Genomic DNA, 21665 nt, shown 5'->3' with positions numbered 1-21665 from the left:
CGCTAGATCAATTTACTCTAGCAAAAGGGACAATGATCAGCGGTAGATTTAGCCGAAGAGTGTATAATTCCCATGCTGATCCACAGGAGATGTCTTTCGGGTGATCGCGGGGCTATCATTTTGCACGGAATTCACTAAGGGTGATACTGTAAAGCCTACCATTGAATCAGCAGGGTATGGTTTTAGTAAGCTCAAAAGCTCATCTTCTTCAGTGTATTTATCCAGCCATTTTTTTTCTGCATTTCGGTCAAGGATTACAGGCATTCTGTCATGAATTTCAGACACTACTGCATTGGGCGTGGTAGTAATTATTAAAAAAGTATGTTGTGTTTCTCCGTTTACAGACTCGTATTCTTCCCATATTCCAGCAAAAGAAAATAGTTCATCATCACGTAACGTGAACCTATAAGGAACGGAGGTCTTTTTGCCAAGTCTCTTCCATTCGTAGAATCCATCTGCTGGGATAATACAGCGCCTTTGCCGGAAAGCAGTTTTTAATGAGATCTTTTCATTAACAGTCTCAGCTTTTGCATTGATCAGTTTTTGAGCGACAGGTCTGTTTTTTCCAAATTCAGGAGTGATACCCCAATAGAAGAAAGAAAAGCCTTTGGGACTTTGTGATGTGATCACAGGCACAAGTTGTGTCGGAGCGATATTGAATCTGGGTTTTAGATCGCTCATCATTTCTGCCTGAAATCTCTCTTCGAGTTCTTCTTTACTTTTGCTAAGGGAATATCGTCCGCACATAATGGTATATTGCTGTAATTGGCAGGAAGTTAGATAACAGCGTTTATAAATTCAACTGCTCTCTGTTCGGAATAGAATGGTTTTTCAGAATTTGCCGGACTGAATCCCACATGACCTCCATGTTTTGGGAATTCGAAATAGACCTGATCCAAGGATTTAGCAAGAGTTGTTGGGAAGCATTTTTCACTTAAAAAGGGGTCATTAAGTGCGTTTAAGACTAGTGTGGGCACTTTGATCTGATCCAAAAAGTATAAGGAAGAATTGACTTCATAGTATTCGTCAGCATCTGCAAAGCCATGTAGTGGGCCTGTGAAAAAGTCATCGAAATCAGCCAAAGTTTTAATATTTCTAAGCGTTTCTACTGGGATTTGTCCCGGATGTGCTTCAGATTTTTCTATTACTTTCTTTTTTAGGCTTCGTAAAAAGCGTTTGGAATACAAGGTGTTTTCAGCATCAGATATTTTTTTGGAAGAACTCCCTAAGTGTAAAGGGACAGATATTGCTACTCCTCGATGGATTTTTGAAAGACTGTTCCCCTTTTCCCCGAGGTATTTCAAAGTCAGATTCCCGCCCAAGCTAAAGCCTACCAAATTTATTTCATCATAAGCACTACAGGCATGCTGAACCACCACATCTAAATCGTAAGTAGCTCCGGAATGATAGAAAATCACCTGCTTATTCATCTCACTACTGCAACTACGAAAGTTCCAGGTAAGTACATCGTAATCAGCTTTCAAAAAACTATTTACCATACCAAGCATGTAAGCCCTGGTACTATTACCTTCCAGACCATGGCTGATTATGACTAATTTTGACTTTCCTTGACGATACCAATCCAGATCAAGAAAGTCTCCATCGATTGTTAAAATTCTCTCTTTAACGGCATTAGGCGCAACAACTTTTCTAAAAAGGGAGGGGTAAATTGTCTCTAAGTGTCCGCTAAACAGCCACTTGGGTCTGGTGTAGCTAGTGTTATCTAATAGTGGCATATCAGAGCGATATGGTTTGAAGGCTGAAAAGCTTGGGGAAATTACTAGTTTTAAATTTGAATAAAGCCATTATAAAAACTATTTTTGGACACTTTAAAAACGAAATAGCGCGGAATAACCTATGGCCGAAATAATAAGAATGCCTAAAATGAGCGACACCATGGAAGAGGGTGTGATTGCTGCATGGTTGAAAAAAGTTGGAGATTCAGTGAAACCAGGTGATATACTGGCTGAAGTGGAGACCGATAAAGCAACTATGGAGCTTGAATCCTACGACGAAGGTGTGCTTTTATATATTGGAGTGAAAGAAAAAGATTCTGTACCAGTAAATGGTGTGATCGCTGTGATCGGTGAGAAAGGTGAGGACTATCAGCACCTTCTTGACGGTGGTGATTCATCAGATACAGAAAGCAAAGAAGAGGCTCCCAAAGAAGAATCACAAAAAGACTCTTCCAAAGAGGAAGATAAGAAAGCTGAACCAGCCAAATCTGAAGCTCCAGCAGAGAAAATTGATGTCTCAAGCATCAACGCAACTGTGATCACTATGCCTAAGATGTCTGATACCATGCAAGAGGGTACAATTTCATCATGGTTGAAGAAAGTAGGGGATGATGTGAAATCCGGTGAAATCATCGCAGAAGTTGAAACTGATAAAGCGACTATGGAACTTGAGTCTTACGAAGACGGTACCTTGCTTTACATAGGAGTGGAAGCTGGCGATAGTGTTCCTGTGGATGGTGTGATCGCTGTGATTGGTGAAAAAGGTGCAGATTTCGAAACACTTTTGAAAGCTCAAAAATCAGAATCTTCCGAAGCACCTGCTGAATCAAAAGCTGAGCCTGCTGAAGAAGCTAAAAAAGAAGAAGCTCCAAAGACTGAAGCTAAATCTGCTGGAAGTAGCACTCCATCGACCATCGCTGATGGTGAGCGATTGAAAGCATCTCCTCTGGCCAAGAAGATGGCTGAAGATAAAGGAATAGATATCCGGACACTCAATGGTTCTGGTGAAGGCGGAAGAGTAGTGAAGAGAGACGTGGAAAACTTTGTTCCTGCTGCTGCTGCTCAAGGTGGCGCTGCCGTAGGTACTGCGGCTCCGGCTGTGGGAGTGGAAAGCTTCAAAGAAGAAAAGGTTTCTCAGATGAGGAAAGTGATCGCAAAGAGACTTGCAGAAAGCAAGTTTGGAGCGCCACATTTCTATCTCACCATGGAAATTAACATGGACAAAGCCATCGAAGCTAGAAAGAGCATGAATGAAATTGCTCCAGTGAAGATTTCCTTTAATGATATGGTGATCAAAGCGGCTGCGGCAGCTTTGCGTCAGCATCCAAAAGTAAACTCTAGCTGGCTAGGTGATAAGATTAGATATAATGACCATATCCATATCGGTATGGCAGTGGCAGTAGAAGAGGGATTACTGGTTCCTGTGATCAGGTTTGCTGATAGCCTTTCACTTTCTCAGATTTCCACTCAGGCAAAGAGTTTGGGAGGAAAAGCCAAAAACAAAGAGCTTCAACCTAAGGATTGGGAAGGAAATACTTTCACTATCTCTAATTTGGGGATGTTTGGAATTGACGAATTCACTGCGATCATCAATCCACCTGATGCATGTATCCTAGCTGTAGGAGGAATCAAAGAAACAGTAATCGTAAAAGACGGTGAAATGAAAATCGGAAACTTGATGAAGGTGACTTTGTCCTGTGACCACCGCGTAGTAGATGGATCTGTAGGATCCGCATTCTTGATTACACTGAAAAGCTTACTCGAAGATCCAGTCAGAATACTGGTTTAAGATATAATTGAACTGCCAAAAAGTCCTGATTTCAGGACTTTTTGCTTTTTGTACGCTTTTGGCTAGAAGAGCGTTTCTAAGTTATTGGTTGTAATCTTTTCCCAATAGCTGACAATGAATTAACCCATTTTAGAATACAATCATATGACAAAAATTAAATCAACGACCGTAGTTGCGATAAGACATAATGGAGAAGTAGTCATAGGAGCGGATGGCCAGGCAACTTTAGGGAATACTATAGCGAAAAGCAGTGTTAAGAAATTGAGAGTTTTGCAGGGTGGTAAAATTGTTACCGGTTTTGCCGGTTCTACCGCGGATGCTTTTACACTTTTGGAAAAATTCGAAGAGAAGCTGGGCGCATTTGGGAATAACATGAAGCGTTCGGCGGTGGAACTTGCTAAAGAATGGAGAACGGATCGCATGCTTTCCAAGCTGGAAGCTATGATGATCGTTGCCGATAAAGATGATATTTTAATTATTTCAGGAAATGGTGACGTGATAGAACCCGATATGGATATTGCTTCCATAGGATCGGGTAGCATGTATGCTCAGTCAGCAGCCAGAGCCATGAAGCAATTTGCTGCTCATATGACAGCCGAAGAAATGGTGAGAGAAAGTCTAAATATTGCAGCAGATATTTGCATCTATACCAATCATAATTTGGTGATAGAGCAAGTAAAAGACTAACACAGAATAATGTGTTTCTGAACCGAAGCTAACTACTTCGGTTTTTTTTGTCTTTTTCTAAACCTGTTGAGTCACTTGACTGTTAACCATGAGTATAAAAGAGATACTATGGAAACTACCACTGTGAAGAAGACAACGAAGAAAGATAATAGAAAGCTGATTCTGGATGCATTTAAAAATCATGTCCTTGAACATGGTGATTTACCGAAATCAGTCTTCAAATTTGCCAAGGATTTGAAAATGAAGGAGGAGGATTTCTATACTTATTTCACATCTTTCGAATCAATCAAATCCACCATACTAGTAGATATTTTTGATGAAACACTTGCTGAAATTGACAAACAGGGAGTTTTCGAAGGGTATTCGGCAAGAGAAAAATTCTTAAGCTTTTTGTTCACTTGGATCGAGGTACTGAAAAAGAACAGGTCTTATCTCTTAAGTCTTTATGAGAATAAGGCTCAATCATTCGTCAGCTTGCCAAAAGAGGCTGCAGATTTTAAAGAAAAATTTAAAGCCTTTGCAAATGAGATAATCCTTGAAGGCAAGGAGACCCAGGAAATAGCTACCCGGCCGGTAATTTCTGATCGATATGATGAGGCTCTTTGGATACAGGTGGGTTTTGTTTTCAGATACTGGTTAGACGATAGGTCTCCAAGATTTGAGAAAACAGATGCTGCTATAGAGAAATCAGTGAATCTCGGCTTTGACCTGATGGGCAAAAGTGCGCTGGACTCATTTCTTGATTTCGCAAAATTCATGTATCAGTCGAAATAACCAATGACAGACAACTTAAACGAGCAACAGGCAATCCCTGTCTCAAAAGTGCAGCGCGCTGCCAAATTCATTTCCACAGGAGCAAAAGTCGGAGGGAATTATGTAAAGCATTATGCCAAAAAAATGGTAAATCCCGGGATGGATAAGGAAGAATTGCACCAGAATAATGCAACTGATATTTACTCTTCCTTAAGCCAACTTAAAGGGTCAGCACTTAAAGTAGCGCAGATGATGTCCATGGACAAGAATCTTTTGCCTCGCGCCTATCAGGATAAATTTACCATGGCGCAATATTCAGCGCCTCCTTTGTCTTATCCTTTGGTCGTAAAAACCTTCCAGAAATATTTCAGCAAAACCCCAGATCAGATTTTCGATACTTTCACCAGATCTGCTGTAAATGCAGCTTCTATTGGACAGGTTCATCAGGCTACCTTGGGTGATAAAAGATTAGCGGTAAAAATCCAATATCCTGGTATTGCCGATTCGGTGAGTTCAGACTTGAAGCTTGTCCGTCCGTTTGCGTTGCGTCTGTTGAATATGAATGAGCGTGAGTTGGATCATTACATGGCGGAAGTAGAGGAGAAGTTGTTGGAAGAAACAGATTATGTGTTAGAGGTACGGAGATCCAGAGAGATTTCTGGAGAATGTAGCCATATTCCAAACTTAAAATTCCCTACCTATTACGATGAATTGAGTGCAGAACGAATCATCGCAATGGATTGGATTGATGGAGCACATATGAAAGAATGGCTGGAAACAAATCCAAGTCAGCAATCTAGAAATCAGATCGGACAGGCACTTTGGGATTTTTACCATCATCAAGTTCACAATCTCAAGCAGGTCCATGCCGATCCACATCCGGGAAATTTCATCATTCAAGAAAATGATCAATTGGGAATTATCGATTTCGGTTGTGTGAAAGTAATCCCTGAGGACTTCTATGATGGGTATTTTGCTTTGATCAAAAAGGAATTACAAATCAATACCGACGAACTCGACCAGATTTTCTTTGATCTGGAGTTTGTTTCGGATAAAGATTCTCCAGAGGAGCAACTCTATTTCAAATCTGTATTTAAGGAAATGATTTCCTTATTGGGTAAACCTTTTCATGCGGACAAATTTGATTTCTCCGACGATGGATTCTTCGAGAAGATTTTTGAATTGGGTGATCGGATTTCAAATGACAAGCTATTCAAGAAGTCTAATCAGGCACGTGGATCCAGACATGGGCTTTATGTAAATAGAACCTATTTTGGATTGTATAACCTACTGAATCAACTCAAAGCTGAAGTAGTGACTACAAAGCCGGACTGGTTAAAATGATTCTTAAAAATATGCATTCAAAAGCCTCAGAAATTTCTGGGGCTTTTGTTTTTAATACTTTCCAAAAAGTGTAACTTTTGTACAATTAATTCTGTTTCAAATTGAGAATCATATCTGAGCGAACTTTAGTGAGATTTATTTCAAAGCATCCGGATTCTAAAGCTCCGCTTGAGCGATGGGTCAAAGTGGTTAAATCGCTGAAGTTGAATAATCTGAATGAAATCAAATTATTCTTTGGCTCTGCAGATGTACTGGCTAACAACAGAGTGATATTCAATATTGGTGGAAATAAATTCCGATTGATTGCAGGTATTCATGTTGCCAGCGTAGGAAAACAGGACATTGTTTACACGATTTGGATCGGGACTCATGCTGATTATAATAAAATTGATGCGAATAAAGTTTAACTGTTATGGAAACAATTGAAAGACCTTCACTCAAAGTCATTTCGGATGAGTTGGAGTACCTAGCTTCACTTGAAGTGATAAAAGGTTTAATAAGTAGTGGAGTGGAAGCAAATTCAGATGAAGAAAATTATCTGGAAGTTCTTTCCATCTTGATAGAGAAATATGAAGATGAAAAAGGATACAAAATTGAAAACTATCAAGCTGATTCAATTGAAATTCTAAGCTATTACCTTTCGGAAAATGGCTTGCAACAAAAGGATCTTGTGCCTGTATTAGGTCCTGCCAGCAGAGTTTCTGAAATAATGAATCGAAAGAGGAAACTGAGTTTAAAGCAAATCAAAAAGCTGAATCAAGCTTATAATATTCCAGTAGATTTGTTAATAGATTAAACCCGAATTATGCATTAGAAAATCTACTACGGCTTCAAACCACTTCAAAATCAGTCGCTATGCTTCACTTTTCGCTCTCACCGTAGCGGTGCTACGACTCGATCTCCAAAGTGACTGATTTTCTTGCAGTTTGAACCCTCGCTACGAATCCTAATGCATAGTCCGGGTTAAAAAAGGCAAGCAAATCACTACCCTTTTTTTAACATATTAATTTTCTGAATAGGTAACCCGATAGATCACCCCAGCCATATCGTCAGAAACCAATAGGCTTCCATCTTTCATTTCCTGCACATCCACAGGACGTCCCCAAGCTTCTTGGGCCTCTTCATCCAGCCATCCTGAAGCAAACTCTTGTTCATCTGTGGCATTGGTTCCATCCACCTTGAGAGAAGTTATTACATAGCCTGATTTTTTGCTTCTGTTCCAGGATCCGTGCTTGGCTACAATCGCTTGATTTTTGTATTTCGAAGGGAACATACTACCCTCGTAGAATCTCATTCCCAAAGGAGCTACGTGAGCACCTAGTTTTGCAGCTGGAGCTACATAATCACTTGCAGGGCCTCCTTTGTCTCCAAACTCTGGGTCTTTTACTGTTCCCTCATGCCAATATGGATAACCGAAATGTTGGCCAGCTTCTGTGATATGATTCAGTTCACAGTTGGGAACATCGTCACCCATCATGTCCCGTCCATTATCGGTAAACCACATGTCACCAGTTTTAGGATCCCAGTCAAAACCTACTGAGTTTCTTATGCCATGCGCATAGACTTCTGGGGTAGGATTAGGCGAGTCTACATCTAACTTCGTAATGGAAGCAAAGATTTCCTTCTCAGGATCACAAATATTACAAGGAGCTCCTACAGGCACATACAATTTTCCGTCAGGACCAAAAGCGATAAATTTCCAGCCATGATGCGCTTCTGTAGGGAAACTATCGTAAACGACTTCGTAAGTAGGATTGCTTAGGTTGTTTTTAATGTCTTTGAATCGAAGGATTCTGCTCACTTCTGCTACGTAGAGATCTCCGTCTTTATAGGCCACCCCATTGGGCATATTCAGGTCTTCAGCGAGCGTAAACCTAGTGTCTGCTATTCCATCACCATCTTCATCAATTACTGCATAGACTTTATCCTCTTGGCGATTTCCGACGAATACAATTCCATCTTCTGAAATCGCCAACTGTCGGGCATTTGGAATATCTGCAGCCCATACTTCAATTTTAAAGTTTGCAGGGAGATTAATTTTATCAAGTTTTACCTCTGCTGTAGCATCACTGATGTTTTGCTTATTTGCACTGTCAGTAGTATTAAAACTTTGAGCTTCAGCTTTTTGATTTTGCTGGCAGCCGAAAGTGAAGAGGCAAATTCCTAATCCTGCTTCCACATAGATTTTAGATAAATAATTCATAATTGTAAGTTTCATACCTATAGAAAGATAAGAAACATTCAGAATGTTTGGGAATGAAAAGGTTATGAACGGGTTAATGGTTAATTTTGCGCCATGTTATCGATTAGCAATCTCTCTTACTTCATCGGAGGGCGTCCACTTTATGAAAACGCCAATTTACACATCAAGCCTAAAGACAAGATTGGCCTTGTAGGACAAAACGGTACAGGTAAATCAACCTTGTTGAAAATAATCAATGGGGATTATCAGCCTAGTTCTGGAGAGGTCCAAAAGGCTAAGGATTGTACTATTGGATTTTTGAACCAGGATTTGCTTTCCTATCAGTCTGACGATAGCATTTTGAATGTAGCGTTGGCAGCTTTCAAGGAGACATTGGCGCTTCAAGATGAGATCGATGAAGTCTTGAAAAAAATGGAAACCGATTATTCTGAAGAGATTATCAATAGACTGGCTTTTCTTCAAGAAAGATTTGAAGCAAATGAAGGATATACGATTAAAGCCAAAGCTGAGGAAGTATTAGAAGGAATAGGTTTCAAGTCTGCGGATTTGGAAAAGCCACTTCGGACTTTTTCGGGAGGATGGAGAATGCGTGTCATGCTTGCTAAGCTCTTGCTGGAAAAGCCATCACTTCTGATGCTTGATGAGCCAACCAACCACTTGGATCTTCCCTCCATCGAATGGGTAGAGAACTACATGAAAAACTACGATGGGGCTGTGATCGTAGTTTCCCACGATCAGACTTTTTTGGATAATTGTATCAGTAGTACAGTGGAAGTAGCGAGCAACACATTGACGCTGTATTCTGGCAACTACTCGTTTTACAAGGAAGAGAAAGTGGAGCGGATGGAGATCCAGCAGAATGCGTACGATAATCAGCAGCAGATGATCAAGCAAACTGAGAAGTTCATCGAGCGGTTCCGTGCGAAGGCGACTAAGTCCAATCAAGTTCAGTCTAGAATAAAAGCCTTGGATAGATTGGATCGTGTGCATGAGGTGGTGAGTGATGAAGTTTCGGTGAATTTCAAATTCAAATTTTCAAAACAGTCAGGCAGAGATGTGATCACGCTAGATAACATCTCGAAGGCTTACGGTGATAATGTAATTCTGAAAAACACTACTGCTCGAATAGAGCGAGGTGATAAAATAGCGCTGATCGGAGCAAATGGAAAAGGTAAATCCACATTGCTCAGGATCATCGATGGTTCTGAAAAGGATATAAAAGGAAGAACAGAAGGCTATAATGTCATCAAATCGTTCTTTGCGCAGCATCAGCTGGAAGCTTTGACACTGGACAATGAGATCATTCAGGAAATGGCTCAAGCCGGTAGTGCAAAATCTGAAATGGAGCTTCGAGGAGTTTTAGGGTGCTTTTTGTTTACTAACGAGGAAGTTTTCAAAAAAATCAAAGTGCTATCGGGTGGAGAAAAATCCAGAGTTGCTCTAGCGAAAACATTGATATCGGAATCTAATTTCCTGTTGCTCGATGAGCCTACAAACCACTTGGATTTTCAGTCAGTGAATATTCTGATTCAGGCACTTCAGCAATACGAAGGTACATTTGTGACTGTTTCACACGATCGACATTTCATCAGAGGCGTGGCAAACAAGATTTGGTACATAGAGAATCATGAGATCAAAGAGTACCTGGGAACCTACGCGGAATATGAGGCTTGGCGTGAAAAGCAGGTTCAGTCAGCTCCGGTGCAAGCGGTTCAAAAGCCAGAGAAAAAAGAGCAACCAAAACCTAAGGCCGCGGTAAATAATCCAGAGGTACAGCAAGCTAAAAAAAATCTTCGAAAATTGGAGGAAGAATTGGAGCGAGTAGAGAAGGAAGTGGAAAAGCTAGAGGAGAAGAAGATGGGTTTGGAGCGTAAAATGGCCGATCCTGAATTGTATTCTCGGGAGGAAGAGGCTCAGGAAATCCAGGAAAACTATCAAGGTCTTCAAGTCAAATTGCAAGTTTCTAACGAACAGTGGGAGGTTTTGGTAGATAAGATTTCCAATCTGCAGGAAGTCCTTTCCTAATAAATTATAGATTTGGTATTCATTTTGCCTATTTTTCAGGATGAAGACCAAATCTCTTTTTTTATGTTTTTTGCTGAGTAGCTCAGCGATTTTCCAGCTTTTTTCGCAGCAACTGGAGGATAAAGTATACAAAGAGCATATCCAATCTGTGCGCTTATTTCCAGCAGGTGGAACATTTGATGCTTCTATAGATGCTCCTGTAGTTCCTATAAGGTCTGGAAAACCATTGGTGCTGTTGTTTGATGATTTGGCTTTTGACCCAGAATTATATACTGCAAAGCTAATTCATTGTGATGCAGACTGGCAGAAATCCCAGTTGAAGGACAACGATTTTTTACCCACTTTCAATGAGTTTAATATTCAGCAGTATGAGTATTCTGTCAATACCAGGATTCCGTACATTCATTACCGATTTGAATTACCCTCGGTGACCAAATCAGGAAATTACATTTTGAAGGTGTATACCCAGCGTAATGAGGAAGATGTCATTCTCACCAAGCGATTTATGGTTTATGAAGAGATTTTTACTGTAGGAGCAGCGATTGTCCCACCTTCTCAAACCGCTGACCGGCAAAACTCTCAACAAATAAATCTGGTAGTAAATTATTCGGCAGGAGAGGTGACAAATCCTGATGGTCAGATCAAAGTGCTTATTCGTCAAAATCAACGCTGGGATAATGCGAAGTTCTTGGCTAAGCCAACGTTTATGAATGAGAGTTCGAAGATACTCAGATATGAATCCTTTGATGGTGGAAATACTTTTACTGCAGGCAATGAATTTCGTTTTGTTGACTTGAGGTTCATCAGAGCAAATGGCGTGAATATAGCTGATATCCGAGTTGAGCCAGATGTAATTTTTGCAGATGGGACTATTGATAAGATAAGACCAGAAACAGTGTATTCTCAATATTTGGACCTGAATGGACAATATTTGATTGAGACCAAAGACCGGCCAGGTGGAGATCCAGAGGTTGAAAGTGAATATATGCTGATGACTTTCAGATTGGCAATTGAAGAAACCTCCGATCCCGTTTATTTACTTGGTTCTTTGACGAATTGGGGAAAGGCTCCAGAAGCGAAGATGGAATGGGATCCAAAAATGGGAGTGTATACGACATCACTAATATTGAAACAAGGATGGTATGATTATCAATATGCCTATTCAGTAAACGGAGAATTTGAGCCACATTATTTTGAAGGGAGCTATTTTGAAACTGAAAACGAATACGAAGTACTAGTTTACTTTAGGAATTTAGGTTCTCGGTATGACCAGCTAGTAGGCTACATTTACTTACACCCAAATCGCCGAAGGCTATAAAAAAATCCCTTCCATTTGGAAGGGATTTTTTTATGATTCCTCTGTAGAAGATGGTTCCTCTGTACTCTCTTCAGCAGGTGGTGCTACATTCTCCCGAATGCGTTCACTTGGCTTGTAAGGTACAAATCCTTCTCTTTTGAACTTGTAAGTTGTAGTTCGTGGGCCAGTTGGGTGATTGGCCAAATCTAGCATACCAAAACCTTTGTGGGTAAAAGCGCCTAAGCCACATTTAAACACGAAATCCTGAACCTCAGGAGCAGCATATAAAGTGATAGGAAGCGTGTAGCCTCTCACTTCATACTTCACATCCATGTCGTAAACAGCATAGATTCTGGCGAATTTCTTCTGGGCTTCTTTGAGTTTATTTACATAAACCATATCCGGAACCACTTGGAACTTGTAGAAAGTTTCCATTTGCTCGGCAGTGTACCAACCAGATCTCTCCATCCTAGTAAGTGTGGATTCATAAAGCAAATCGGAAAACTCATCGCTATCCGGATTGATGAATCGCTTACCCGCTTCTTCATTGAAGGCAGGAGTGATTAATACTAATGGGGAAATACAAACAAACTTGTTTGAAGTCTCCAATACCGGTTCTACTTCGATTTCAGTATATTCAGGAACCATGATTAGGTTGCCAAGCTCGATTTTTGGGGTGGCAAAAACCTGCTCAAGCAGATAGTCCATGAAGTCTTCACTTTGGGAAGACAATACTAGGGTAACCAAACTAGAATAGTAATGCAAGCCACTTCTACTCACTTTGGTCTGACCTTTCAGGCCAGAAAAGTTGAAATAGTTATAGTTGTAAAACTCTTCTCTTCCGCCTTTCACAATTAATCCTTTAAGGAATTGTGCCAGAATATACTGGTGGTGAAAAGGTAAATAGGAACCCTTGTTTTTTAGGGAAAATATTAGTCTAACTCTCACGGTAAATTAAAAATAAAATGAGACAATAAATAAGATAAAATTTGTAACGTATGGGGTGAATAAGCAATTACAAAATTATCACTTTTTTTGAGAAATTCTTAAACATTAAATCTAAAATGCATAATATCACCATCCTGGACAACATATTCTTTGCCTTCAATGGCTATTTTTCCATTTTCTCGGCACGCTGCTTCAGTTTTGAATTTCTGATACTCAGCTAGTTTTATTACTTCAGCTTTGATAAACCCCCTTTCGAAATCTGTGTGAATTACTCCGGCAGCGGCGGGTGCTTTCCAGCCTTTTTTGATAGTCCAAGCTCTAACTTCCTGTACTCCAGCTGTGAAATAGGTGATCAAGTGTAATAGAGAATACGCACCACTAATCAATTTGTTCAATCCACTTTCTTCCAGACCGTATTCCCCAAGAAACATTTCCTTCTCTTCAGGGTCATCAAATTCTGCTATTTGAGCTTCTATTGCTGCGCAAAGTACAATTACTTCAGCATTCTCATCTTTTACTTCTTCACGAAGCTTGTCAACATATTTGTTTCCAGCTTGAAGGCTTTCTTCGTCCACATTCGCTACATAGATGACAGGCTTGATGGTCAACAAATGCAAATCACGAACAGCTTCCAAATCTTCTCTATCCACATCCACTGATCTGGCATTTTTCCCATCTGTCAGAGCTTGTTTAAATAGCAAAAGCGTTTCAAGTTCCTTTCTTGCTTTGGCATCGCCCGATTTTGCAATCTTTTCTGACTTCTGGATTTTCTTCTCCACTGACTCCAGATCTTTCAATTGAAGTTCTGTATCGATTACTTCCTTGTCAAAAACTGGATCTACACTGCCAGCTACATGGACGATATTCTCATCGTCAAAGCACCTGATCACATGTATAACAGCATCTACCTCACGAATGTTTGCAAGAAATTTATTCCCCAATCCTTCTCCTTTGCTAGCCCCTTTTACCAGACCAGCAATGTCCACAAATTCAATCACTGTAGGAAGAACCCGTTGAGGATTCACAAGCTCTTCTAGGATCTGAAGTCTCTTGTCAGGGACGGTAACTACACCCACATTAGGCTCGATAGTGCAAAAAGGGAAATTAGCTGCTTCAGCTTTCGCACTTGATAGGGCGTTAAACAGAGTGGATTTTCCTACGTTCGGAAGTCCTACAATGCCACATTGTAATGCCATTAATTCGTTATTTTATTTGAAATATTCTGTAAGATTTATACCCTTTATAGAACTCCAAAATAAACACTCTAAAGATCGTATAAACCGGTATGGCAAATATCATCCCGACCACGCCGGCGATTTTTGCCCCGGCAAAGATAACAACAAATATTTCAAGGGGATGCGCTTTTACAGTTTTAGAAAAGATCATTGGTTGCAGAAATATATTATCAGTAATCTGAACTAGCCCAAAGACTGAAAGTATCTTCACGATTAAGTAATTCAATTCTGCGTTTGTTTCAAAAGTACCCGCAGAAATCCCTACGATAATTCCGAACGTGGCACCTAGCAATGGCCCTGCATACGGGATAAGATTTGCCACAGCAGCGAATAGGGCTATTGTCAAAGCGTATTCCACCCCCATTATAGTTAAGCCAAAACTAGCTAACGAGAAAATTGCAAGCATTTGTAGCAAAAGACCTGAAAGGTAATTGGATAGCAGTTTTTCTACTTTGGTAAAAGTCGCAACCGAAAGTTCGAAATAAGGGTTTGGGATCAAATTGAGCAAGTTTCTTCTCAAGAGGCCATTTTCCAGAAGAAGGAAAAAGCTAATAAAAGCGATTGCCATCATTCCTATGAAAAGACTGCTTGTAGTGTTGATTACTCCACTGATAAATGATGTAAAATCGAATTCTTTTATCATTTCGATCATACTGCTTTTCAGGCTGCCAAATAAGAATCCAGGCTGAGTTTCTAATAATTCATGTCGCAAGAGAAAACCTTCGACTCTGTTGATAGGGAGTTGAATTTGCTCATAAATCCCATTTAGATCCAGTTCACTAAGAATAATTATTTGATTATTTATCAGAGGAAAGAAAAGAAAACTAAGCAACACCATCAATAAAACTATTGCAGAGTAGGATAGGAGTATTGCAACCCATCTTGGAATATGCTGGCCTAATAAGTGAAAGTCATTCAGCTGGTTGGTCAGTGGGCGTAAAAGCGCCGCCAGAATTAAAGAAATGATCAGGTAAAGGGTGATATTGGAAAAATACCAGCCGAACAGTAAAAAAACTGCTATAAATAAGATGAGGTAAATGAAAAAGCGCTGCATATTCTGAAATAAGAAAAGGAGACATTACTGCCTCCTCTAATATACTATTTCTCTACTTTGAAACTAGTGTGTAGACAAATCTAGATACGTTATTCCCACTTCAATTCATCGTTATATTCTGATTCCTCCTTTTCGTATTGCTCGAAATCAACATCTGGAAGTAGCTCATTTTTCACGTGATCTACAGATTCGTTTAGCGCTTCCACAAACTTGAAGAAATCTTCCTTGTAAAGGAAAATTTTATGCTTTTCGTAAGTGAAACTCTCTCCGTTTACCTTTCTCTTACTCTCTGTGATTGTCAGATAGTAGTCATTTGAGCGAGTTGATTTTACATCAAAAAAATATGTTCTCTTACCCGCTTTTACTTTCTTAGAGAAAATCTCCTCTCTGTCATAGCCTCTTTGATCGTCCACAATGCTGTATGTTTTATGTGTAAGGTTGGTTAAAATACGAGCTAAAATAAAACATTTAGAACTGAGAATTCAAACCAGACCTTTATTATTTTAATCTCTAAGCTTGTTTATTGATCCAATTTACTGAAAATCTGATAGAATCTTGCTGTATATGTGCTACTTATTCTCCGTGCATCATGGCTTTTTTAGCCAATAGTTCTTCCTCAGATTCTCTGTGATCCGGGTCATCTACGCAGCAGTCAACAGGACAAACAGCCGCACACTGTGGCTCTTCGTGAAAGCCATTGCATTCTGTGCACTTATCAGTTACGATATAGTAGAACTCATCAGATATAGGATATTGCTTTTCATTTGCATCTACTACAGTACCGTCTTCTAAAGTAACTTCATTTAAACTAGTACCGCCTCCCCAAGTCCACTCTACGCCACCTTCGTAAATGGCAGTGTTTGGGCATTCTGGTTCACATGCACCGCAGTTGATGCATTCGTCGGTAATCATTATAGCCATAATTTCAATTATTTAATAGCCCAAAAGTAACAACCTTAAAACTGTGAGGCAATAAAAAAGTTGTCATACTAACTAATTTAATTCGATTCTAAGGTTGCTTCTTTTCAAAAAGGCTAAATTTGCCTCATCAACCCTACAATATGAAGCCAGCAGAACGTATATCCGCATTTGTCAATCTTGGAAAAGCGATCAAAGACCTAAGCCCAGAAGAGAAAGACGAGTTGCTTTGGAGAGCTGAAAATAATAACAATTGGTTCACCAAAGAATCTGTAGAGTTTGCACTTCAAGGTATTTCCTTCATGCTTTCTCCAGAGAAATTGGACGCTTGGCTATCTATTTATAAGTTGAAAGAAGTAGAAAATCCCAAATCACTAGGTTTGATGTTGGCAGGAAATATTCCAGGAGTTGGTTTTCATGACTTGATGTGTGTCATTCTATCAGGGCATCAAGCAGTAATCAAGCTGAGCTCATCGGATGAGATCCTGATGAAATGGATCATAAAAAAACTGGTAGAGATTGATTTTAGGCTTGAAGCTCTGATTCGTATAGAAGAAATGCTGAAAGGCATGGATGCATATATTGCCACAGGAAGTGATAATTCATCTCGGTATTTCAATTACTATTTCGGCAAATATCCAAATGTGATCCGTCAAAATAGAACTTCTGTTGCAGTTCTTACAGGGAATGAGAATTCCAAAGACTACATCAGTCTAGGCAAGGATATTTTTCAATATTATGGCTTGGGATGTAGGAATGTTTCTAAAATATATATCAGGTCCAAAGACCAACTTCAGGATTTGCTGAATGCTTTAGAGGTATATGCGTCTGTAGGATCACATCATAAATACCACAACAATTACGATTATAATAAATCTATTTATCTGGTTAATCTTGAAGAACATCTGGACAATGGCTTTTTGCTTGTGAAAGAAAGTGAAGAATTAATCTCTCCAATTTCCGTTCTCTTTTATGAAGTATATGCTAGTGAGGAGGAATTGTCAGAAAAGCTTGATGGATTGAAAAAGAAAATTCAATGTGTGGTAGGCAATTCAAGTGGAAGAGTGCCTTTTGGAACTGCACAAACTCCCGAGCCTTGGGAATATGCTGATGAGGTAGATACAATGGCTTTTTTACTGGAATTATCTTAAGAAAGTGTGCTATCCCTGTGGGCGGCAGGTAATCTGATGCAGAATTTTGTTCTTTTTCCCTCTTCAGAATAAACTTCCATTTGCCCATTATTCTTCTGGATGTATTCTTTTACCAACACTAGGCCAAGACCTGTCCCAGATTCATTGTTTTGCCCAGTTGTGGTAAAAGATATTCCTTCATAGATTTTTGATAGGTTTTCAGTAGAAATACCCTTCCCATAATCCTCTATGCAAATTTTGACGAAGTCCTCTTCATCGTCAGTTGAAATTCTGATTTTCTCTCCTTGATTAGAAAACTTTATGGCATTGCTAATTAGATTTCTCATAACCAATTCAATCATGTTTTTGTCAGCCAGTATATTAGATTTTGCCCTTGCGTCTATCAAAATCTCAATTTTCTTCTCATTGGCGATTCTTTCCAAAACACCCTTTTGCTGAACTAGTGTTTTGTGTATATCGAAATCTTGAGATTTCACTATTTCCCCACCCTTAAGTTGGGAGCTTGACCATGCTAAAAGATTCTCAAGTAAGTGGGCTACTTGCTCCATGTTTCTGGAGACCTCAGGGAGCATATCCAAAAATTCTTCGTTTGAAACATCACCAGAATTAGTCAGGTGAATCAATTCTTTGATACCGAATATCGGACCTTTAAGATCATGGGAAATGATACTGAAATACTTGTCCTTAAGGTCGTTAAGTTGCTGAAGTTCAATAGCCTGCTTTTTAAGTTTCTCGTTTATAGACTTTTGCTCAGTTATATCTGCAAATAGTAATACTAGACCGTTACTTACAGAATTTCTGTCTTGGAGTGGAATTGTCTCAATTTGAAAAATTTTTTCTGTGTCACCTATAGTGAAATTACGCTCAATACTATTGGCTTCCCCGGAGGCAATTAACTTAAGTATGTCGGTTTTGTTTTCGAAAATTTTTTCAGCTTTGGTGGCAATTTTTACTTTCTCCGGAAAAATGCCAAGGGCAAGAAAAGCAGGATTGAAGTCCACAATTTTTGTTTCAGAATCTAGCACTAAAACTCCCCGAGTAATTGCTTCCATTACTTTGTTTCTAGCAATTGGCTTGAGGTTAAAGAGTTGATATTTAATAATTGCGAATCCTAAAATCAGGTAGGAGAGTAAAAAAGAAAAAGGTGTCAAATCAATATCTTCGAAGGGTCTGAAAATACCTGATTGATAGAAAAGGTTGAAAAGCAATGGGAACAATACAGCTAATAACATTAACTGTGTTTGAGTTTTGAATAGCTGATCTGAGAATCTAAATCTTTTCCAAATGATTAACAACCCCATAGCAAATGCAGCATAGGTATATATCAAATTGACATAGTACCATGGTCCGATTTCAATAGAAGCAGTAGGGAACGGGCCTAACTTGGAGATATTAAATGATTGGTAATACAGGTGATGGTGTTCATTAGTAAGCACCAATAAGTAGGTCAAGATTGGAGTAGCGAGTACAAAAGCAATCAGCACCCTATAGTTTTTTGATTTATAACTGGTGTATTTCAAGCTAAATATCACCCAAAATGCACCTATAAAAGCAATTCCTAAATATTCCAATTTTATAAACAGTTTCATGGCCTCTAGGGTGGACACGCTGAGTTCAAGGCCATAGAAAAAACCCCAAATAGCTGCGCAGAGCATGGTGAGAGCAATCCACCTTGTAGAACCCTCTACTGTAAATGTGATGTAGACTGAAAGACCTCCGACTAATAATCCGGATATTAAAAGTGTAATAGAAAATGGATTAAGAATGAACTCCATTTACGCGATATGGTAGGTTATTTGAGAGGTCGGCAATTTAAATATTATATGACTATAATTATGGCTGATATCTCATTACTACAGAATATAAATCCAATACTTTGATAAAATGAATTGGGTTGATTTTTCTTTGATTTAAGAATAATGATCCTATAATGGAAGAGTTAGATTGGCAGATGAAGGTAAAATGGTTTTAAATAAGGAGAAAGGCTGCTTTACACTAGAGGAATGGTTACATATTATTGGCCTAACTTCCTATATTTGCAATCGTTAAAAATCGAAACTTTTACTAAACAAAAATCCCTATACAATGGCTTTTGATATTGAAATGATCAAAAAAGTGTATGCCAGATATCCAGAACGTATCGACGCAGCCCGTAAGGCTGTGGGGCGTCCACTTACTTTGACAGAAAAGATTCTTTACGCACACTTGAGCGAAGGTGCCGCTTCACAGGCATATGGCCGAGGTGTTTCTTACGTTGATTTTCAACCAGATAGGGTTGCAATGCAAGATGCTACCGCGCAGATGGCTTTGCTTCAATTTATGCAAGCAGGTAAGAGTCAAGTGGCTGTACCATCTACAGTTCATTGTGATCACTTAATTCAAGCTGAAGTTGGGGCAGATCAGGATTTGACTAAAGCAAAAGATAAAAACAAGGAAGTTTACGATTTCTTAGCTTCTGTTTCTAATAAATATGGTCTCGGTTTTTGGAAGCCTGGTGCAGGTATCATTCACCAAGTAGTATTAGAAAATTATTCATTCCCAGGTGGAATGATGATTGGCACTGATTCTCATACGCCAAATGCCGGTGGACTTGGAATGATAGCGATCGGAGTAGGTGGAGCAGATGCATGTGATGTAATGGCTGGTCTTCCTTGGGAGCTTAAGTTCCCTAAATTAATTGGGGTAAAGCTTACTGGAAAACTTTCTGGATGGACTTCTGCCAAAGATGTAATCTTGAAAGTTGCAGGTATTCTAACAGTAAAAGGTGGGACAGGCGCAATTGTCGAATATTTCGGTGATGGTGCTAGATCTCTTTCCGCTACAGGAAAAGGTACCATCTGTAACATGGGTGCTGAAATCGGAGCCACTACTTCTATCTTCGGATACGATGAGAAATCTGCAGCTTACTTAAGCGCTACTGAAAGAGCTGATATAGCTCAATTGGCAAATGGAATTGCTGAGCACCTTACAGGTGATGACGAGGTTTATGCTAATCCTGCTACTTACTTCGACGAAGTAATCGAGATCAATCTTTCAGAATTGGAGCCACACGTAAATGGACCATTCACTCCAGATTTGGCTTGGCCTATCTCTAAATTTGCTGAGGCCGTGAAAGAAAATGGCTGGCCAGCAAAATTGGAAGTTGGTTTGATCGGATCTTGTACTAATTCTTCCTATGAGGATATTTCAAGAGCGGCTTCCCTAGCCCAGCAGGCTGTAGATAAAAAACTAGTCGCTAAATCTGAATATACAATTACTCCAGGATCTGAGCAGGTAAGATATACGGTAGACAGAGACGGGTTTTTGGATACTTTCGGTCAAATGGGCGGTGTAGTACTTGCAAATGCTTGTGGTCCTTGTATCGGTCAGTGGGCTCGTCATGGAGCTGAAAAGCAGGAGAAAAACTCTATTATCACTTCTTTCAACAGAAACTTTGCAAAGCGTGCCGATGGCAATCCTAATACGCACTCTTTTGTAGCTTCTCCTGAGATCGTTACAGCATTGGCAATTGCTGGTGATTTAACATTCAACCCATTGACTGATAGCCTGATCAATGAAGATGGAATTTCAGTAATGCTAGATGAGCCAAGTGGACTTGAGTTGCCTACTAAAGGCTTTGCAGTAGAGGATGCCGGATACCAGCAGCCAGCAGAAGATGGTTCTACAGTAACCATAGCGGTTAGCCCTACTTCAGATCGTCTACAACTCTTGGATTCCTTTAAGGCTTGGGAGGGTACAGATCTGAAAGGCCTTAAACTTCTGATCAAAGCGAAAGGTAAGTGTACTACAGATCATATTTCTATGGCTGGACCATGGTTAAGATTTAGAGGACATTTGGATAATATCTCTAACAATATGCTTATAGGTGCTATAAATGCATATACAGATGCTACTAACTCCGTAAAGAACCAATTGACAGGGGAATACGGTGAGGTGCCAGCTACCCAGCGTGATTATAAAGCTAAAGGCATCGGTTCTATTGTTGTTGGTGATGAAAACTATGGCGAAGGATCATCAAGAGAACATGCAGCAATGGAGCCTCGATTCTTAGGTGTTCGCGCTATTCTCGTGAAATCATTTGCTAGGATCCATGAAACTAACCTGAAGAAACAAGGTATGCTAGGCCTGACTTTTGCTAATCCTGCGGACTATGATTTGGTTCAGGAGGATGATTCAATTGATATCCTTGGCTTGACTACTTTTGCTCCAGGCAAGCAATTGCAAGTTGTATTGAATCACACGGATGGATCCTCAGATACTATCCAAGTGAATCATACTTACAATCAAGGACAAATAGAATGGTTTAAGGCGGGCTCTGCACTTAACTTGATCAAAGCGAAAGCCTAAAAACAAGAATTTTATAGTAAGCCGTAACGTAAATGTTACGGCTTTTTTTTGTATTCAAGTTTTCATTTAAGACAATTCATGGACTATTCATGGATAAATCATGGATTATTCAATGAGATAATTAGTAAGAACCTAATTTGAAGAGTTAATTTTTTGATTTAATTATTCACAAATAATG

Annotated in this window: 19 protein-coding genes; 10 read left to right on the top strand and 9 right to left on the bottom strand. The window is 39.5% G+C overall.

Annotation, left to right across the window (positions count from 1 at the left end; all coding sequences use genetic code 11):
• Positions 1-48 precede the first annotated feature (48 nt).
• Positions 49-747, bottom strand: a complete 699-nt coding sequence (locus SYJ56_RS13140) for an SOS response-associated peptidase (RefSeq protein WP_323834776.1) — start codon at positions 745-747, stop codon at positions 49-51.
• A 29-nt stretch (positions 748-776) separates the two neighbouring features.
• Entirely contained in the window at positions 777-1736 is a 960-nt protein-coding gene (locus tag SYJ56_RS13135) for a YheT family hydrolase (RefSeq protein WP_323834774.1), read from the bottom strand.
• A 121-nt stretch (positions 1737-1857) separates the two neighbouring features.
• Between SYJ56_RS13135 and SYJ56_RS13130 the strand changes: the two genes are divergently transcribed.
• The 6 genes from SYJ56_RS13130 to SYJ56_RS13105 all read left to right on the top strand — a co-directional run bounded on the left by SYJ56_RS13130 (position 1858) and on the right by SYJ56_RS13105 (position 7105).
• Positions 1858-3525: a pyruvate dehydrogenase complex dihydrolipoamide acetyltransferase gene (locus SYJ56_RS13130; RefSeq protein WP_323834772.1), complete on the top strand. Its 1668-nt coding sequence runs from the start codon at positions 1858-1860 to the stop codon at positions 3523-3525.
• Positions 3526-3669: 144 nt separating this feature from the next.
• Entirely contained in the window at positions 3670-4212 is a 543-nt protein-coding gene (gene hslV / locus SYJ56_RS13125; RefSeq protein ID WP_323834770.1) for an ATP-dependent protease subunit HslV, read from the top strand.
• A 108-nt stretch (positions 4213-4320) separates the two neighbouring features.
• Positions 4321-4986: a TetR/AcrR family transcriptional regulator gene (locus SYJ56_RS13120; RefSeq protein WP_323834768.1), complete on the top strand. Its 666-nt coding sequence runs from the start codon at positions 4321-4323 to the stop codon at positions 4984-4986.
• Between the two features lie 3 nt (positions 4987-4989).
• On the top strand, positions 4990-6309 hold the full coding sequence (locus tag SYJ56_RS13115) for an ABC1 kinase family protein (RefSeq protein WP_323834766.1): 1320 nt from the start codon (positions 4990-4992) through the stop codon (positions 6307-6309).
• A gap of 101 nt (positions 6310-6410) precedes the next feature.
• Positions 6411-6716 (top strand): type II toxin-antitoxin system HigB family toxin, encoded by a 306-nt coding sequence (locus SYJ56_RS13110; protein WP_323834764.1) that lies wholly within the window; start codon positions 6411-6413, stop codon positions 6714-6716.
• Between the two features lie 5 nt (positions 6717-6721).
• Positions 6722-7105, top strand: coding sequence for a helix-turn-helix domain-containing protein (locus tag SYJ56_RS13105; RefSeq protein WP_323834762.1), 384 nt, complete (start codon positions 6722-6724; stop codon positions 7103-7105).
• A gap of 207 nt (positions 7106-7312) precedes the next feature.
• Here the strand turns inward: SYJ56_RS13105 and SYJ56_RS13100 are convergent, their stop codons facing one another.
• A complete protein-coding gene (locus SYJ56_RS13100) occupies positions 7313-8512 on the bottom strand; it encodes a PQQ-dependent sugar dehydrogenase (RefSeq protein ID WP_323834760.1) in 1200 nt (399 codons plus the stop codon).
• Positions 8513-8605: 93 nt separating this feature from the next.
• Between SYJ56_RS13100 and SYJ56_RS13095 the strand changes: the two genes are divergently transcribed.
• Complete coding sequence (locus SYJ56_RS13095; RefSeq protein ID WP_323834758.1) at positions 8606-10537, top strand: ABC-F family ATP-binding cassette domain-containing protein; 1932 nt, start codon at positions 8606-8608, stop codon at positions 10535-10537.
• Positions 10538-10577: 40 nt separating this feature from the next.
• Positions 10578-11855, top strand: a complete 1278-nt coding sequence (locus tag SYJ56_RS13090) for a type IX secretion system plug protein (RefSeq protein WP_323834756.1) — start codon at positions 10578-10580, stop codon at positions 11853-11855.
• Positions 11856-11885: 30 nt separating this feature from the next.
• Here the strand turns inward: SYJ56_RS13090 and cas6 are convergent, their stop codons facing one another.
• The 5 genes from cas6 to SYJ56_RS13065 form a co-directional block, all read right to left on the bottom strand.
• Positions 11886-12782 (bottom strand): CRISPR-associated endoribonuclease Cas6, encoded by an 897-nt coding sequence (gene cas6 / locus SYJ56_RS13085; RefSeq protein ID WP_323834754.1) that lies wholly within the window; start codon positions 12780-12782, stop codon positions 11886-11888.
• Between the two features lie 98 nt (positions 12783-12880).
• The gene (gene ychF / locus SYJ56_RS13080; protein WP_323834752.1) at positions 12881-13978 is read right to left on the bottom strand and encodes a redox-regulated ATPase YchF; all 1098 of its coding nucleotides are present in this window, start codon (positions 13976-13978) and stop codon (positions 12881-12883) included.
• 7 nt (positions 13979-13985) lie between these two features.
• Positions 13986-15071, bottom strand: coding sequence for an AI-2E family transporter (locus SYJ56_RS13075; RefSeq protein ID WP_323834750.1), 1086 nt, complete (start codon positions 15069-15071; stop codon positions 13986-13988).
• Positions 15072-15160: 89 nt separating this feature from the next.
• Positions 15161-15484: a DUF3276 family protein gene (locus SYJ56_RS13070; RefSeq protein WP_323834748.1), complete on the bottom strand. Its 324-nt coding sequence runs from the start codon at positions 15482-15484 to the stop codon at positions 15161-15163.
• Between the two features lie 160 nt (positions 15485-15644).
• Positions 15645-15992, bottom strand: coding sequence for a 4Fe-4S binding protein (locus SYJ56_RS13065; RefSeq protein ID WP_323834746.1), 348 nt, complete (start codon positions 15990-15992; stop codon positions 15645-15647).
• Between the two features lie 140 nt (positions 15993-16132).
• On the opposite strand from SYJ56_RS13065, the gene SYJ56_RS13060 reads away from it, so the two are divergent.
• Entirely contained in the window at positions 16133-17140 is a 1008-nt protein-coding gene (locus tag SYJ56_RS13060; protein ID WP_323834744.1) for an acyl-CoA reductase, read from the top strand.
• On the opposite strand, the gene SYJ56_RS13055 is transcribed toward SYJ56_RS13060, so the two are convergent.
• Complete coding sequence (locus SYJ56_RS13055; protein ID WP_323834742.1) at positions 17137-18915, bottom strand: sensor histidine kinase; 1779 nt, start codon at positions 18913-18915, stop codon at positions 17137-17139. The genes SYJ56_RS13060 and SYJ56_RS13055 overlap by 4 nt on opposite strands.
• A 310-nt stretch (positions 18916-19225) precedes the next feature.
• On the opposite strand from SYJ56_RS13055, the gene SYJ56_RS13050 reads away from it, so the two are divergent.
• On the top strand, positions 19226-21487 hold the full coding sequence (locus tag SYJ56_RS13050) for an aconitate hydratase (RefSeq protein WP_323834740.1): 2262 nt from the start codon (positions 19226-19228) through the stop codon (positions 21485-21487).
• Positions 21488-21665 lie beyond the last annotated feature (178 nt).

This window comes from Algoriphagus aurantiacus, assembly GCF_035156405.1.
Taxonomy (GTDB): domain Bacteria; phylum Bacteroidota; class Bacteroidia; order Cytophagales; family Cyclobacteriaceae; genus Algoriphagus; species Algoriphagus aurantiacus.
This window is presented reverse-complemented; position numbering and strand designations above follow the sequence as displayed.

Bases quoted from the DNA above. Each gene is read 5' to 3' on its own strand.
- SYJ56_RS13140 (WP_323834776.1), bottom strand. From the start codon at position 747: ATGTGCGGACGATATTCCCTTAGCAAAAGTAAAGAAGAACTCGAAGAG.
- SYJ56_RS13135 (WP_323834774.1), bottom strand. From the start codon at position 1,736: ATGCCACTATTAGATAACACTAGCTACACCAGACCCAAGTGGCTGTTT.
- SYJ56_RS13130 (WP_323834772.1), top strand. From the start codon at position 1,858: ATGGCCGAAATAATAAGAATGCCTAAAATGAGCGACACCATGGAAGAG.
- hslV (WP_323834770.1), top strand. From the start codon at position 3,670: ATGACAAAAATTAAATCAACGACCGTAGTTGCGATAAGACATAATGGA.
- SYJ56_RS13120 (WP_323834768.1), top strand. From the start codon at position 4,321: ATGGAAACTACCACTGTGAAGAAGACAACGAAGAAAGATAATAGAAAG.
- SYJ56_RS13115 (WP_323834766.1), top strand. From the start codon at position 4,990: ATGACAGACAACTTAAACGAGCAACAGGCAATCCCTGTCTCAAAAGTG.
- SYJ56_RS13105 (WP_323834762.1), top strand. From the start codon at position 6,722: ATGGAAACAATTGAAAGACCTTCACTCAAAGTCATTTCGGATGAGTTG.
- SYJ56_RS13100 (WP_323834760.1), bottom strand. From the start codon at position 8,512: ATGAATTATTTATCTAAAATCTATGTGGAAGCAGGATTAGGAATTTGC.
- SYJ56_RS13095 (WP_323834758.1), top strand. From the start codon at position 8,606: ATGTTATCGATTAGCAATCTCTCTTACTTCATCGGAGGGCGTCCACTT.
- SYJ56_RS13090 (WP_323834756.1), top strand. From the start codon at position 10,578: ATGAAGACCAAATCTCTTTTTTTATGTTTTTTGCTGAGTAGCTCAGCG.
- ychF (WP_323834752.1), bottom strand. From the start codon at position 13,978: ATGGCATTACAATGTGGCATTGTAGGACTTCCGAACGTAGGAAAATCC.
- SYJ56_RS13075 (WP_323834750.1), bottom strand. From the start codon at position 15,071: ATGCAGCGCTTTTTCATTTACCTCATCTTATTTATAGCAGTTTTTTTA.
- SYJ56_RS13065 (WP_323834746.1), bottom strand. From the start codon at position 15,992: ATGGCTATAATGATTACCGACGAATGCATCAACTGCGGTGCATGTGAA.
- SYJ56_RS13060 (WP_323834744.1), top strand. From the start codon at position 16,133: ATGAAGCCAGCAGAACGTATATCCGCATTTGTCAATCTTGGAAAAGCG.
- SYJ56_RS13055 (WP_323834742.1), bottom strand. From the start codon at position 18,915: ATGGAGTTCATTCTTAATCCATTTTCTATTACACTTTTAATATCCGGA.
- SYJ56_RS13050 (WP_323834740.1), top strand. From the start codon at position 19,226: ATGGCTTTTGATATTGAAATGATCAAAAAAGTGTATGCCAGATATCCA.